Raw genomic sequence first — 14,168 nt, 5'->3', positions numbered from 1 at the left:
GGGGCATGTGCAGCCAGCTAGCTTCGGGCGAAGGCCACTGCCGCCTGGAACTGCTCCTGTGTTGGGCGCACGCCTGTATAAAGCACAAACTGCTCCAACGCCTGGATCGCGATGACTTCCAACCCAGTAATCACCCGCTTGCCCTTGGCGCGCCCATGCACGATCAGGGGCGTTTCCGCCGGGATCGCCACCACATCAAAGACCGTCTCTGCCTGATCAATCGCATCGGCATCGAACGCCAATGCATCCGCCTCGGCCCCGCCGGTCATACCGATGGGCGTCACGTTGATCAACATTTGTGGGCGCAGGTCGCCCAGGTCCGCCTGCCACTCATACCCCAGATTGCTGGCCAATGCCCGGCCCGCCACCTCATTGCGCGCGACGATCACACCGCTGGCATAACCGCCATCACGCAAGGCGCTGGCCACTGCCTTGGCCATGCCGCCGCTGCCGCGCAGGGCAAAGGTGGAGTCTTTGGGCACGGCGTGCTTTTTCAGCAGTTGCTCGATAGCGATGTAGTCGGTGTTGTAAGCCTTGAGATGGCCATTGGTGTTGACGATGGTGTTCAGCGAATCAATGGCTTGAACCGAATCGTCGAGTTCATCCACCAGGGCGATGGCGGCCTCCTTGAACGGCATGGAAACCCCGCAGCCCCGCACGCCCAAGGCTCGAATGCCGCCGATCGCGCCGGGTAAATCCTGGCTGCTGAAGGCTTTATAGTAGAAATTCAGCCCCAGTTGTTCGTACAGATGGTTATGAAAACGCAGGCCAAAGTTCCCAGGGCGCGCCGACAGTGACATGCACAGCTGGGTGTCCTTGTTGGGATGCATCTGCATGGGTAACTCCTTGAAGTAAGCAAATCGGTACAGACCTTACACAACCTTTACCTACTGGCCGTGCTGTTTTTTTGAAATACGTTGTCTTAAAAGTATCCCCGCGACAATCCTTGAGTCTATTGATTGCAGACCACAAGCGCAGGGGCTAACCGAGGAATGACCATGATGCGTAAAATCCCCAGAATCGCCTTGCTTATCGGCGCACTTGCGATGGCCGGCCAAGCCTCCGCCCACGGTGGTGGTTGGGGTGGCCCGGCAGTGTTGGGTGCGCTTGTCGGTGCGGCTGTCGTTGGCTCCGTGGTTGCCAGTCAGCCTCGTGAGGTCTATGTGCAACAGCCGGTGTATGTCCAACCACAGCCGGTGTATGCCGCCCCACCGCCGGTCTATTACGCGCCGCCGCCACCGGTGTATGTGCAGCAGCAGGTTTACTACCGCCCGGCGCCGGTCTACTACGGGCCTCCCCGTGGCTATTATGGCCCGCCTCGCGGCTACTACGGCCCTCCCCACGGCTACTACCGCCACGGTTGGTAAGTATCAATGGAGTTGACTTGAACAGGCCTCGCCCACATGCGGGGCCTTTTTTTGCCTGGAACGTCCGGTTTTATCCTGCCAATGTCGCTATGACGACAATCCCACAGTACAAGAGTCGCATATCCTCTTGATCGGCCCAGGCGTGCGCTGTCATGGTTGCGTCATAAAACAGTCTCACTATCGACCCGGTCCACCAATAACAATTAAGGACGAACGAACATGCCCACCCAGAATCCGCACCGCACCGCCGGCCTCTGCACGTCCAGCAAGGTCTACAGCGCCTTGACCGAGCTCAAGCACCTCGAAGGCCATCGCAGCGCAAAATTCCTGGCGCTGCTGGCGGAAAACCTGGTGCGCAAGGGGCTGCTCAGTGAACACGAAGTAGTGAACATGCTCGACCAGGTGGTGGATTAACGCCTGGCGTTGATGTCGACTATCGAGCCAGGTGATTTTTCCCGGATAGCGACACACCTTAAGGTGACCTCCATAGCGATTGGAGGTACTTATGCCCACTGTTCAAATCATGTCTGTCATCGGTAGCGCCGTTCCCACCCCTCTGCGCAAGCTCGGCTTGCTCGCCTGCTGGTACGTGGTACGCGATGGCGAGCCTATCAGCGGCCCGCTCACGTCGTTATCCGACGCCGAGGCACAGCGCCGGCGGGTATCGGACTTCATGCTTCAAGCCTAGGGCAACGGCAACTTGACCCGCGGTTTGGTTTCAACGAACAACGCCCAGCACGACATGAACAAGGCCGCCACCAGCGGCCCGATCACGAAGCCGTTGAGGCCAAACACCGACAAGCCTCCCAGGGTCGAGATCAGGATCAGGTAGTCCGGCATCTTGGTGTCCTTGCCCACCAACACCGGGCGCAGCACGTTGTCTACCAGGCCGATCACGAATACGCCAAAAAGCCCCAGCACCACGCCCTGCCAGATGGCACCGCTCAGCAGGAAATATATAGCCACAGGCGCCCAGACAATCCCTGCGCCCACTGCCGGCAGCAGGGACAGAAACGCCATCAATACTGCCCAGAGCAACGCACTGGGTATGTCCAGGAACCAAAAGATCAGGCCACCCAGTGCCCCCTGAGTGACCGCCACCAGCACATTGCCCTTGACCGTTGCCCGCACCACCCGGTTGAACTTGAGTTGCAGGCGGCGCTTTTGCGGCTCGGCCAGCGGCACCGCCGTGCGCACCTTGCGTACCAGCTCGGGGCCATCACGGAGCAGGAAAAACAGCAGGTACAGCATGATGAAAAAGCTCACCAGGAAATCAAAGGTGCCCTGGCCAAAACTGAATGCCTGGGAGGCAAAAAACTGACTGCCCTGCATCGCGCCCTTGGCTACCTTTTCACTTAGCCCCTCCAGGTTGCCCATGCCGAAGCGGTCGAGCAGTTGCTGGAAATACGGCGGCAGGAAGTTCTTGAACTGTTCGATATAACCGGCCACGTCCAGCTTGCCGCTTTCGACGTTTTTATACAGCGTGGCGCCTTCTTGCACCAACAATGCACTGGTGATGATCACAGGCAGAATCGCGATCACCAGGCACACCATCAAGGTAGTCAGGGAGGTCAGGTTGCGGTTCCAGGCAAAACGCTGCTGCAGGCGGCGTTGCATCGGTGCAAAGATGATGCCCAGGATCACCGCCCAGAACACCGCGCCGTAGAACGGCAGCAATATCCAGATAAAGGCGATGGTCACCAGCGCCAGCAACAGCAGCAGGGTTTTAAATTGCAGGTTGGTTTGATTCATGTCCGGTCCATATGAGAAAGCCGGGCCGGTGTCGGCCCTGTTGCTTAGTCCGCGGCGAAACCTGGGAGTGCCCTTGTTTATCGAACAAGCATAGATCGGCTTGTTTAGACCTGGGTCAATGAACGATGGGCGCCCCTGCACTACCCTCGCGCCTTTTTGCGACCCACGCCCATGCCCCCGATAATCGTCCCCGAACTGCTCGCCCCCGCCGGCACCTTGAAAAACATGCGCTATGCCTTTGCCTACGGCGCCGACGCGGTATACGCCGGCCAGCCGCGCTACAGCCTGCGCGTGCGCAACAACGAATTCGACCACGCCAACCTAGCCCTCGGTATCCAGGAAGCCCATGCCCAGGGCAAGCGTTTTTACGTGGTGGTGAACATCGCGCCGCACAACGCCAAGCTCAAGACGTTCCTCAAGGACCTGGCCCCGGTGATCGCCATGGGCCCGGATGCGCTGATCATGTCCGATCCCGGGCTGATCATGCTGGTGCGCCAGCATTTCGCGCAGATGCCGATTCATCTGTCGGTACAGGCCAATACGGTGAACTGGGCCAGCGTGGAGTTCTGGCAACAACAAGGCATTGGCCGGGTGATCCTGTCGCGAGAGCTGTCCCTGGAAGAAATCGGCGAGATCCGCCAGCACGTACCGACCATGGAGCTGGAGGTGTTTGTACATGGCGCCTTGTGCATGGCCTATTCCGGGCGCTGCCTGCTGTCGGGCTACATGAATAAGCGCGACGCCAACCAGGGCACCTGCACCAACGCCTGCCGTTGGAAATACCAGGCCACGCCGGCAGTGGAGAACGCGACCGGCGACATCGTCCAGCACCATCAGCCGACGCTGGGGCTCGGTACACCCACCGATCAAGTATTCCTGTTACAGGAAGCCAACCGCCCCGATGAGCAAATGCCCGCCTTTGAAGATGAGCATGGCACCTACATCATGAACGCCAAGGACTTGCGCGCCGTGCAGCATGTGGAGCGCCTGGCGCAGATGGGCGTGCACTCATTGAAGATCGAGGGCCGCACCAAATCCCATTTCTATTGCGCACGCACCACCCAGGTGTATCGCCAGGCGATCGATGACGCAGTGGCCGGGCGCGCGTTTGATCGCGGATTGATGACCAACCTGGAATCCCTGGCCCAGCGCGGTTACACCGAAGGTTTCTTGCGCCGGCATGTGCACGACGAATACCAGAACTACCAGAACGGCAGTTCGGTGTCCGAGCGCCAGCAGTTTGTGGGGGAATTGACCGGCGAACGTCGCGGGGAATTGGCCGAGGTCAAGGTGAAGAATCGCTTTGCCGTGGGCGATCACCTGGAATTGATGACGCCCGCCGGCAATTTTCACTTTGACTTGGCCACCTTGCACAACGCCAAGGGGCAAGCCATGGAGGTGGCGCCGGGGGATGGGCACACGGTGTATGTGCCCTTGCCGGCCGAGATGGACCTGGGTTTTGGCCTGCTGATGCGCGACGTTGTGGTCGGGGTCAAATCCTGAACTGGCCGACCAACTGCCCCAAACGCTGGCCCAGGTCCGCGAGGCTGCGGGAGGTCTGGGCGCCGAGCTGGGTTTCATCCGCAACGCTGTCCACCGCCACGGCAATCTGATGCACGCTGCGGTTGATCTCTTCGGCCACAGCGGTCTGCTCTTCGGCAGCGCTGGCAATCTGTGCGTTCATCGAGTTGATGGTACCGATCAACTGGGCCATGGTATCGAGGGACGCGCCGGCTTCGTTGGCCTGAGCCGAGGTACCTTCGCCCGCATCGCTGGAGCGACGCATCGCGTCCACGGCGGCTTCAGTGCCTTTTTGCAGGCGGTCGATCATGCCCTGGATTTCCTGGGTGCTGGTTTGCGTGCGGCTGGCCAGGGCGCGCACTTCATCGGCGACCACGGCAAAGCCACGGCCGGCCTCCCCGGCCCGCGCAGCCTCGATGGCCGCATTGAGCGCCAGCAGGTTGGTTTGTTCGGCAATCGAGCGGATCACACCGAGCACACTGACAATCGACGACACATCCTGCTGCAGGCTGTCCAGGGACACACCGCTGCTGCGAATATCACTTACCAGCGCGTGAATCTGCGCGATGCTGCCGTCTACCACGCGTTTAGCGGCCTGGCCTTCGGCATCGGTCTGTTGCGCGGCGACGGCGGCGCCCTGGGCACTGCGCGCCACTTCATGGGCGGCGGACGACATCTGATTGATCGCGGTGGCCACCTGATCGGTTTCGTGGCGCTGGCGTTCCATGGCCTGCTCGGAGCGCTGGGCCTGGTCGGACACCTGGCTCACCAGCCCGGTGAGCTGGGCGGTCATGTCGGTGATCTGGCGCACCAGGCCGTGGATTTTATCGACAAAGCGATTGAACGCGCCGGCCAGTTCGCCCAGCTCATCCTGGCTGGTAATGGCCAGGCGGCGAGTCAGGTCGCCTTCACCGGCGGCGATGTCGTCCAGGTTGGCTTTCATCAGGTTCAGCGGGCGCAGGATGGTGTTGGCGACTAACATGCCCACCGCCGCAATCACCAGCAACACCACCACCGCCACGCCCAGAATGCTCAGCAGCACGCCTTGCATACGTTGTTCGACCTTATCCTGGACCACCGCCACCTGGGCCTCGATACCGTCCAGGTTCACCGAGGTGCCGATCACCATGTCCCACTTGGGCAGGTATTCGGTGTAGCCGAGCTTGGGCACCAGTTCGGTCTGGCCGGGTTGGGTTGAACTGTATTGCAGGTAGTGGGTGCCGTCCTTGCCGACCTTGACCAGGTCGCGATTGACGTAGACACCGTTGGGGTCACGGTTGTCCTTGAAGCTTTTGCCCACGCCATCCGGGCTGTTGCCCTTGAACAGGCGGATCGTCTCGGAGTCGTAGCCGAAGAAATAGCCGTCTTTGCCGTAGCTAGTGTTGGAGAGCAACTTGACCACCTGCGCCCGCGCCGCGTTATCGCCGGGGGCGGCTGCGTCGTAGAGCGGCTTGATGGTGGTCATGGCCACTTCGACATAGCCTTGCAAGGTCGCCTTGGCATCGTTGAGCAGGCGCTGGCGGGTTTCATCCACTTCGTTGCGGGCCTGGCCCTGCAGAATCCACACGGTGGTCAAGCTGATGACCACGGCAAACAACAACACCGGCACGACGGCAAGGGCCAGGACTTTGGCCTTCAAACTCAGACGCATGGCTTTTCTCTCTTGTTAGTGGCGACTTGAGAGGTTAACGGCCATGTGAGCGATTTCTGTAGGAGCGAGCTTGCTCGCGAAAAACCTGAGAGCACTGAGGGTTGCCAGGTTGCCCGCGTTATCGTTGACGCTTTTCGCGAGCAAGCTCGCTCCTACAGGAACCTCGTCAGAGCGTCATCGCGGCCAGCCAGCCAAACGCCAGCAACGGGATGTTGTAGTGCAGGAAGGTCGGCACCACGGTGTCCCAGATATGGTGGTGCTGGCCGTCGATGTTCAGGCCGGAGGTGGGGCCGAGGGTAGAATCCGACGCGGGCGAGCCGGCATCGCCCAAGGCACCGGCGGTACCGACGATGCACACAATGGCCAACGGGCTGAAGCCCAGTTGCACACACAGCGGCACGAAAATCGCCGCGAGGATCGGCACCGTGGAAAACGACGAGCCGATGCCCATGGTCACCAACAAGCCCACCAGCAGCATCAACAACGCGCCGACGCCCCGGCTATGGCCGATGAACGCCGCCGAGGTTTGCACCAGCGAATTCACGTCACCGGTGGCCTTGAGCACTTCGGCAAAGCCCGACGAGGCGATCATGATGAAGCCGATCATCGCCATCATCTTCATGCCTTCGGTGAACAGGTCATCGGTGTCGCGCCAGCGCACGATGCCCGACACCGAGAAGATCAAAAAGCCGGCCAGGGCGCCGATGATCATTGAGTCCAGCCACAGCTGAATGATGAACGCGGCAGCAATCGCCAGCCCGGCCACCAGCAGGGTCAGCGGGTTGTACTGCACCGCCACTTGCTCGACGCGCTCGATTTTTTCCAGGTCGTACACGCGTTTTTTGCGGTAGCTGACAAACACCGCCACCAGCAGGCCGACCACCATGCCCAGTGCCGGCAGGCCCATGGCGTGGGTGACATTGACCTGGCTGATATCCACGCCGCTCTTGGCCACGTTGGCCAGCAGGATCTGGTTGAGGAAGATATTGCCGAAACCCACCGGCAGGAACATGTACGGCGTGATCAAGCCGAAGGTCATCACGCAGGCGATCAGGCGGCGGTCCAGTTGCAGCTTGGTCAGCACGTACAACAGCGGCGGTACCAGCAACGGAATGAACGCAATATGGATCGGCAGGATGTTCTGCGAAGCAATCGCCACCACCCACAACAAGCCGATCAGCAGCCATTTGACGTGGTTGCCACCGCTGGCGTCCTGGCGGTCCACCAGCAGCAAGGCTTTGTCCGCCAGCGCATGGGCCAGGCCGGACTTGGCAATAGCCACGGCGAAAGCCCCGAGCAATGCGTAGGACAAGGCCACAGTTGCCCCCCCGCCCAAACCGCCGTTGAAGGCTTTGAGCGTGGCCTCGATGCCCAGGCCACCGGTCAAACCGCCCACCAGGGCGCCGACGATAATGGCGATGACTACATGCACGCGGGACAAGCTGAGCACCAGCATGGTGCCGACCGCGGCGATGACTGCGTTAATCATGGTTACCTCAAGCAGAAACATAAAAGACAGGCAGGCCCGCGCACGGCCCATGGGAACAGCTGCCGGCGTGCAGGCGTGAAAGAGGTCTTATTAGAGGGCGCGCACTTTGCAGCAGGCAGGCGCTCATGTCAAAAAAGCTGTGGCAAGCACCCGCACCACAACATAAAGAAACCCTGCGCGCTGCCGATAGCCTGACTCAATGTGTTTTCAGGTAAGGATGTCCCGATGTCGCTCAGGCAGCTCTCCATTCAATGGAAAATCACCCTGCTGGCGGGTTTGTGCCTGCTGGGGATCGTGACCCTGCTGGTGGGTCTGTCGCTGTATCGCATGGCGCAGAGCTCGGAGCAGGTCAAGGCGTCCAGTATGCAGATGCTCGACGAAGCCGCCCAGGCGCGCATCGAGGCCCAGGGTGAAGTGCAGGCGCTGGGCATTCGCCAGCAGTTCATGGATGCCTACCAATACGGCCATGGGTTTTCCCGCCAGGTGCTGTTTTTGCGCGAGCAGGCGGAAAAACGCTTTCTCGATGCCTTTGATACCCGTGAAGACCTGACTCGCCAAGTAAAAGCCGCGCTACAGGCCAACCCCGACCTGCTGGGTTTGTCCCTGGTATTTGAAGCCAATGCGCTGGATGGCAAGGACGAGCTGTTCGCCAACCAGGCGGAGCTGGGCAGCAATGACAAGGGGCGGTTCGCCCTTTACTGGTCGCAGCCGACACCCGGCAAAATCACGTCAATGGCCCTGCCTGAAAGCGACATGGCCGACACCTCCATCGGCCCCAGCGGCGAAAAAGCCAACGCCTGGTTCACCTGCCCGCGCACGACCCTCAAGCCGTGTGTGATCGAGCCCTACTTCTATGTGATCGACGGGCAGAACGTGCTGATGACCAGCATCGTGTTCCCGCTGATGGTCAATGGCAAAGTCATTGCGTCACTGTCGGTGGACATCAACCTCAACAGTTTGCAGGCCGTGAGCCAACAGGCCAGCCAAAAGCTGTACGACGGCCAGACTCAGGTCAGCATCCTCAGCCCCACCGGTTTGCTGGCCGGCTACAGCCCGGACGCGAGCAAACTCAGCCAGCGTCTGGAGCAGGTCGACACGGCCAACGGCGCGCAGTTGGTCAGTGCCTTGGCCAACAGCACCCAGACCCACAGCCTGCGCACCGACCATCAACTTAAGGTGCTCGCGCCGTTTGCGCCGATCCCCGGGGGCAAGGCCTGGGGGGTGTTGCTGGATGTACCTGGAAAAGTTCTGGTAGCCCCCGCCGAGGCGCTGAAAACCCAGTTGGATGCTGACAATGCCAAGGGCACCCTGCTGGAACTGGGCCTGGGCCTGCTGGCCGCGGTGGTGGGCCTGGTGCTGGTGTGGCTGATGGCGCGCAGCGTGACTCGGCCGATTCTTGGCGTGGCGCATATGCTCGAAGACATCGCCAGCGGCGAAGGCGACCTGACCCGGCGCCTGGCTTACAGCAAACAGGACGAACTGGGCCAATTGGCTGGCTGGTTCAACCGTTTCCTCGACAAGCTGCAACCGATCATTGCCGAGGTTAAACGCTCGGTGCAGGACGCCCGTGGCACCGCCGACCAGTCCGCCGAGATTGCCACGCAAACCAGCGCCGGCATGGAACAGCAGTATCGCCAGGTGGATCAGGTGGCCACCGCGTCCCATGAAATGAGCGCCACCGCCCAGGACGTCGCCCGCAGTGCCGCTCAGGCAGCCCAGGCGGCGAAGGATGCCGACCAGGCAACGCGCGAAGGCTTGACCGTCATTGACCGCACCACCGCCAACATTGGCGACCTGGCCGCCGATATGAGCACCGCCATGACCCAGGTGGAAGGCTTGGCCGCCAACAGCGAGAAAATCGGCACGGTGCTCGAAGTGATTCGTGGCATCGCCGAGCAGACCAACCTGCTGGCGCTTAATGCCGCCATCGAAGCCGCCCGTGCCGGTGAGGCCGGGCGCGGTTTTGCCGTGGTCGCCGACGAAGTGCGCAACCTGGCACGGCGCACCCAGGAATCGGTGGAAGAAACCCGCCTGGTGATCGAACAGTTGCAAAACGGCACCACCGACGTGGTCGGCTCCATGGGCAACAGCTATCGCCAGGCCCAGGGCAGCGTCGAACAAGTCGGCCAGGCCGTCACGGCCTTGCGCCAGATTGGCGACGCGGTCACGGTCATCAGCGACATGAACCTGCAAATCGCCAGCGCCGCCGAAGAGCAAAGCGCGGTGGCCGAAGAGATCAACAACAACGTGGCGACCATTCGCGATGTGACCGAGTCGCTGTCGGAACAGGCCAATGAATCGGCGCGGGTCAGCCAGGCGTTGAACAGCCTGGCCAACCAGCAGCAGGGGTTGATGGATCAGTTTCGGGTCTGAATGTAGCAAGGCTTTTCTGTGGGAGCCGGGCTTGCCCGCGATGCAAACACCTCGGTATTTCAGGCAAGCCGAGTCGATGCTATCGCAGGCAAGCCAGCTCCCACATTTTGAACTGGGGTGGGTCAGTGCTAGCGGCGTGGTAGCTCGATCAGTACCTTAAGCCCACCCAGCTCACTTTCCTGCAACTGCAACACCCCGCCCCACACCTCAACGATGTCCCGCACGATTCCCAATCCCAGGCCATGGCCGACCCTCTGCTCATCCAGGCGTGTTCCGCGACTGAACACTTGGTCGCGCTGGGACTGGGGAATGCCGGGACCGTCGTCTTCCACCGCCAGCAGGTAGCCGCTGGGCGTGTCGCTGACGCTCAAGCGGACCTCGGCATCCGCCCATTTACAGGCGTTGTCCAACAGATTGCCGAGCAGTTCCAACAGGTCTTCACGGTCCCAGGGCAAATGCAGGCCCGGCACGACGTGATAGCTAAGGTCCAGGTGTTCGCCATGGATCATGCGCAGGGTGGCCAACAAACCAGGCAGTTCTTTTTCACAGTCAAACAGCGCACCCGGCAGCGCATCGCCCGCCAGGCGCGCACGGTTGAGTTCGCGATTTAGACGCTGCTGCACCTGTTCCAGTTGCTCGCGCAGTAACTGGCTCAACTGCGGATGATCCTTGAGCGCATCACTGGAGGCTGCGCTCAACAGCACCGCCATCGGGGTTTTCAGCGCATGGCCCAGGTTGCCGAGGGCATTGCGTGAGCGCTTGAGGCTGTCTTCAGTGTGGGCCAGCAAATGGTTGATTTGCGCCACCAGCGGTTCCAGTTCCTGCGGCACCTGGGTGTCGAGTTGGGAGCGCTGGCCTTGCTGCAGCTGGGCGATCTGGTTGCGCGCCGTCTCCAGCGGGCGCAGGGCGCGACGCACGGTGACCCGTTGCAGCACCAGCACCAGCAACAGCGCCGCCACCCCCACCACCAGGCCAACCTGACGCATCAGACGAAAGCTTTCCCGCACGGGCGTGTAGTCCTGCGCCACGCTGATGGAAATCATCGTGCCGAAGCGCTTGTAGTCCGAGCGCAACACCAGCAACTGCTGACCTTCCGGCCCCAATTGCAGGTTGCCCTTGAGCCCCGCCTCGGGGAGTCTGGGCAGCTCCTGATCCCACAGTGAACGGGAGCGCCAATGGACATCGGCAAAGTCGATACGAAAATAATGCCCGGAGAACGGCCGCTGATAAGCCGGCGACAAGCGCTGTTCATCCAACTGGACGCCATTGGGCCCGCGCACCAGCGCCACCAGCAGGTTCTCGCTGTCGTTGCGCAAACCCGCCTCCAGATAGCGCTGCAAGCCTGCTTCGAACAGCCAGAGGCTGGTTTGCGCCAGCACCACACCGACCACCACCATCACGCTGATCAACCCCAGGCTCAGGTGCCGCTGGATCGACTTCATGCCGGAGTGGCGCCAAACCGGTAGCCCTGGCCGCGCCGGGTTTCGATCACGCTGCGCCCCAGTTTGCGGCGCAGATGGTTGACGTGGACCTCCAGCACATTGGAGTCCCGCTCGGTCTCGCCGTCATATAAATGCTCGGCCAGATGGCTTTTGGACAGAATCTGTTCGGGGTGCAGCATGAAATAACGCAACAAGCGAAACTCAGCAGCCGTCAGTTGGATCTCGGCCCCCTCGCGCAGTACACACTGGCGCCCTTCATCCAAATGCAGGCCGGCGGCTTGCAGCGTTGGCTGATTGGCTTGGCCGTGAGAGCGGCGCAACAGCGCCTGGATGCGCAGGTAGAGTTCTTCGGGGTGAAAGGGTTTGCTCAGGTAGTCATCGGCCCCGGCCTTAAGCCCTTCGATGCGCTCGGCCCAGGAATCGCGGGCGGTGAGGATCAGCACCGGGATGGCCAGCGCGGCGGCGCGCCATTGCGCCAACACCTCAAGCCCGGGCAAGCCAGGCAGGCCAAGGTCGAGGATGATCAGGTCATAGGGTTCGCTGCGCCCTTGATACGCGGCGTCGCGGCCATCGGCCAGCCAGTCGACCGCATAGCCCTGGCGCTGCAGGCCGGCCAGCAGTTCGTCGGCCAGCGGTACATTGTCTTCCACCAGAAGCAGGCGCATCAGTCTTCCTCATCTTTGATCAGCACACCATTGGTCGCGTCCAGCTTGATCTCGCGTACCACGCCTTCGGTGGTCACCAATTCCACTTCATAGGCGTATTGCCCGTGTTTCTTTTCCAGTTCGGCCTCCAGCAGCCGCGAGCCGGGATGACGCGTCATGGCCTGCTGCAACAACTGCTCCAGCGGCAGAATCACGCCCTGCTGGCGCAGGGCCAGGGCTTCATCCTGGTTGAGGTCGCGGGCCGCCAGGCTGGAGCAAAAAATCATGAGCACCAGCGCCACTCGACTGCCGACGCGTAAATTTACCTTCATTACGTATCCTGATGATTCTTGAGAACCTGCCCGGTGAGCGCGTTCAATTCAACATCCCATTCAATGCCGTCGGCGTCTTGCAGCTCGACTTCGTAGACGTATTTGCCGTATTCCTCATCCAGGTCGGTGTCCAGGAGCGTCGAACCGGGGTGAAGGGCCAGGGCCGTGGCTTCCAATTGATCGAAAGCGACAATAGTAACAGTGGCGGGCACGATCAGTGGCTTGTCGGGGTCCGCGGCGGCGGCCGGGGTCGCCGTTACGATGATGATAGCGGCGGCGCCCAGAACAGTGAGGCGCTTCATGATAAGTCTCCGTTACATGATGTTTTCCTACGCCGGTCACGGTACCTGTCGCAACTTAACTGAAACTGAATTGCCACCATGGCAATTTACGAGCGGACCGTTTTTCCCACTGCCAGCGAGATTTTCTATAATCCCCCGCTCGCCTCAACAGAGACCGGTATGACAGCCATCCATATCAAGTTCCCTGCCTTGACCCTCAAGGCAGGCAAACGCGCGTTCAGCCGTATTCGCGAGCAGGGCCTTGCGCCTGCCGACGTGGGCATCCTCCCCGGTGCGGCCGGTGGCCCCAAGGCCCTGGGTATCCAGGGGCTGGACTTGGCGCTGTTCGGTGACTGGTTGCCGCGCGCACCAAGGGAGCGCGCCCTGATCGGCGCGTCCATTGGTTCGTGGCGCTTTGCCAGCACCTGCCTGCCCGACCCGGTGCAGGGCATACTGGACCTGGGCCGTTTGTACAACGAGCAGCGCTTTGCCAAGGGCGTGACCATGGCCGAAGTCAGTCAGAGCTGCCAACGGATGCTCGATGACCTGCTGGCCGGTCGTGATGCGCAAGTGCTGAGCAACCCCGACTACCGGCTCAACATCATGGTGGTCAAGAGCCACGGGCTGCTTGCCGATGACCACCGTGGGCGGCTGGGGCTGGGCTTGTCGTCGGTGATTGCCGATAACCTGCGGGGCCGCGCCCGGCTGTCGCGGCATTTCGAGCGGCTGATCATCCACGACCCGCGCCAGGCGCCACCGGTACATCCGCTCAAAGACTTTGCCTCGCGCTTCATTAACCTGGAACTGGGCAACCTGCGCCAGGCGCTACTGGCGTCCGGCTCAATCCCCATGGTCATGCAAGGCGTGCGCGACCTGCCCGGCGCCGGGGCGGGCACCTACCGCGACGGTGGCCTGCTGGACTACCACCTCGACCTGCCCTATCACGGCGATGACATCGTGCTGTACCCGCACTTCACCGACCGTGTCATCCCCGGCTGGTTTGACAAGGGCCTGCCGTGGCGACGCAGCAACCCGCAAGGCTTGCAGGATGTGCTGTTGCTGGCGCCATCCAGGGACTACCTGGCCCGCCTGCCCCACGGCAAACTGCCAGACCGCAGTGACTTCAAGCGCTTTATGGGCGACGACCCAAGCCGCAATAAGTATTGGCAAACCGCGATGAGCGAAAGCCAGCGGCTGGGGGATGAGTTTTTGGCATTGGCGGATAACGGCAAGCTGGGCGACCGACTGTCAGCCCTCTGAGGGTAGGCGCGAGCTTGCTCGCTCCTGCGACATGAGGGGCGGTATGCGCAGAGGTT

14 protein-coding genes and 2 pseudogenes are annotated in these 14,168 nt (G+C 61.4%); 7 read left to right on the top strand and 9 right to left on the bottom strand.

Features of this window, described 5'->3' with window-relative positions; all coding sequences use genetic code 11:
- Window positions 1-17: 17 nt before the first annotated feature.
- Entirely contained in the window at window positions 18-836 is an 819-nt protein-coding gene (locus tag JFT63_RS27255) for a shikimate 5-dehydrogenase (protein ID WP_198707890.1), read from the bottom strand.
- A gap of 156 nt (window positions 837-992) precedes the next feature.
- On the opposite strand from JFT63_RS27255, the gene JFT63_RS27250 reads away from it, so the two are divergent.
- From JFT63_RS27250 to JFT63_RS27240, 3 genes are all read left to right on the top strand, one after another.
- Window positions 993-1,367, top strand: coding sequence for a hypothetical protein (locus tag JFT63_RS27250; protein ID WP_078820851.1), 375 nt, complete (start codon window positions 993-995; stop codon window positions 1,365-1,367).
- A gap of 219 nt (window positions 1,368-1,586) precedes the next feature.
- Complete coding sequence (locus JFT63_RS27245) at window positions 1,587-1,781, top strand: hypothetical protein (protein WP_003190284.1); 195 nt, start codon at window positions 1,587-1,589, stop codon at window positions 1,779-1,781.
- 91 nt (window positions 1,782-1,872) lie between these two features.
- Window positions 1,873-2,055, top strand: coding sequence for a hypothetical protein (locus tag JFT63_RS27240; protein ID WP_057704326.1), 183 nt, complete (start codon window positions 1,873-1,875; stop codon window positions 2,053-2,055).
- Here the strand turns inward: JFT63_RS27240 and JFT63_RS27235 are convergent.
- A complete protein-coding gene (locus JFT63_RS27235; RefSeq protein WP_057704327.1) occupies window positions 2,052-3,119 on the bottom strand; it encodes an AI-2E family transporter in 1,068 nt (355 codons plus the stop codon). The genes JFT63_RS27240 and JFT63_RS27235 overlap by 4 nt on opposite strands.
- Window positions 3,120-3,290: 171 nt before the next feature.
- Between JFT63_RS27235 and trhP the strand changes: the two genes are divergently transcribed.
- Window positions 3,291-4,622, top strand: a complete 1,332-nt coding sequence (trhP, locus tag JFT63_RS27230; RefSeq protein WP_198845144.1) for a prephenate-dependent tRNA uridine(34) hydroxylase TrhP — start codon at window positions 3,291-3,293, stop codon at window positions 4,620-4,622.
- Here the strand turns inward: trhP and JFT63_RS30185 are convergent.
- The 3 genes and pseudogenes from JFT63_RS30185 to JFT63_RS27220 form a co-directional block, all read right to left on the bottom strand.
- Window positions 4,612-5,367, bottom strand: coding sequence for a methyl-accepting chemotaxis protein (locus tag JFT63_RS30185; protein WP_438811495.1), 756 nt, complete (start codon window positions 5,365-5,367; stop codon window positions 4,612-4,614). The two genes, trhP and JFT63_RS30185, sit on opposite strands and share 11 nt — an antisense overlap.
- A 102-nt stretch (window positions 5,368-5,469) precedes the next feature.
- Window positions 5,470-6,291, bottom strand: a pseudogene (locus JFT63_RS30180) (cache domain-containing protein); the annotation flags it as partial.
- A 166-nt stretch (window positions 6,292-6,457) separates the two neighbouring features.
- The gene (locus tag JFT63_RS27220; protein ID WP_198708125.1) at window positions 6,458-7,777 is read right to left on the bottom strand and encodes a Na+/H+ antiporter family protein; all 1,320 of its coding nucleotides are present in this window, start codon (window positions 7,775-7,777) and stop codon (window positions 6,458-6,460) included.
- Between the two features lie 228 nt (window positions 7,778-8,005).
- Between JFT63_RS27220 and JFT63_RS30175 the strand changes: the two are divergent.
- Window positions 8,006-9,295, top strand: a pseudogene (locus JFT63_RS30175) (HAMP domain-containing protein); the annotation flags it as partial.
- A 102-nt stretch (window positions 9,296-9,397) separates the two neighbouring features.
- Window positions 9,398-10,153: a methyl-accepting chemotaxis protein gene (locus JFT63_RS30170; RefSeq protein WP_420875860.1), complete on the top strand. Its 756-nt coding sequence runs from the start codon at window positions 9,398-9,400 to the stop codon at window positions 10,151-10,153.
- Window positions 10,154-10,281: 128 nt separating this feature from the next.
- Here JFT63_RS30170 and JFT63_RS27210 read toward each other — a convergent pair whose 3' ends face one another.
- Genes JFT63_RS27210 through JFT63_RS27195 form a run of 4 tightly spaced genes read right to left on the bottom strand, consistent with a single transcriptional unit; the run spans window position 10,282 to window position 12,873 of the window.
- Window positions 10,282-11,595, bottom strand: a complete 1,314-nt coding sequence (locus JFT63_RS27210; RefSeq protein WP_057704332.1) for a sensor histidine kinase — start codon at window positions 11,593-11,595, stop codon at window positions 10,282-10,284.
- Window positions 11,592-12,260: a response regulator transcription factor gene (locus tag JFT63_RS27205; protein WP_057704333.1), complete on the bottom strand. Its 669-nt coding sequence runs from the start codon at window positions 12,258-12,260 to the stop codon at window positions 11,592-11,594. Before JFT63_RS27205 ends, JFT63_RS27210 begins: the two co-directional genes overlap by 4 nt.
- On the bottom strand, window positions 12,260-12,571 hold the full coding sequence (locus JFT63_RS27200; RefSeq protein WP_057704334.1) for a PepSY domain-containing protein: 312 nt from the start codon (window positions 12,569-12,571) through the stop codon (window positions 12,260-12,262). The genes JFT63_RS27205 and JFT63_RS27200 overlap by 1 nt, the downstream gene beginning before the upstream one ends.
- Entirely contained in the window at window positions 12,571-12,873 is a 303-nt protein-coding gene (locus tag JFT63_RS27195; RefSeq protein WP_057704335.1) for a PepSY domain-containing protein, read from the bottom strand. Before JFT63_RS27195 ends, JFT63_RS27200 begins: the two co-directional genes overlap by 1 nt.
- Before the next feature lie 159 nt (window positions 12,874-13,032).
- Between JFT63_RS27195 and JFT63_RS27190 the strand changes: the two genes are divergently transcribed.
- On the top strand, window positions 13,033-14,112 hold the full coding sequence (locus tag JFT63_RS27190) for a patatin-like phospholipase family protein (protein WP_198845143.1): 1,080 nt from the start codon (window positions 13,033-13,035) through the stop codon (window positions 14,110-14,112).
- The last annotated feature ends 56 nt before the right edge of the window (window positions 14,113-14,168 follow it).

The organism is Pseudomonas sp. MF7453, assembly GCF_016405455.1.
Classification (GTDB): domain Bacteria; phylum Pseudomonadota; class Gammaproteobacteria; order Pseudomonadales; family Pseudomonadaceae; genus Aquipseudomonas; species Aquipseudomonas paralactis.
Note: the sequence above shows the minus strand (reverse complement) of the source record. Positions and strands in the feature narration are given on the sequence as shown.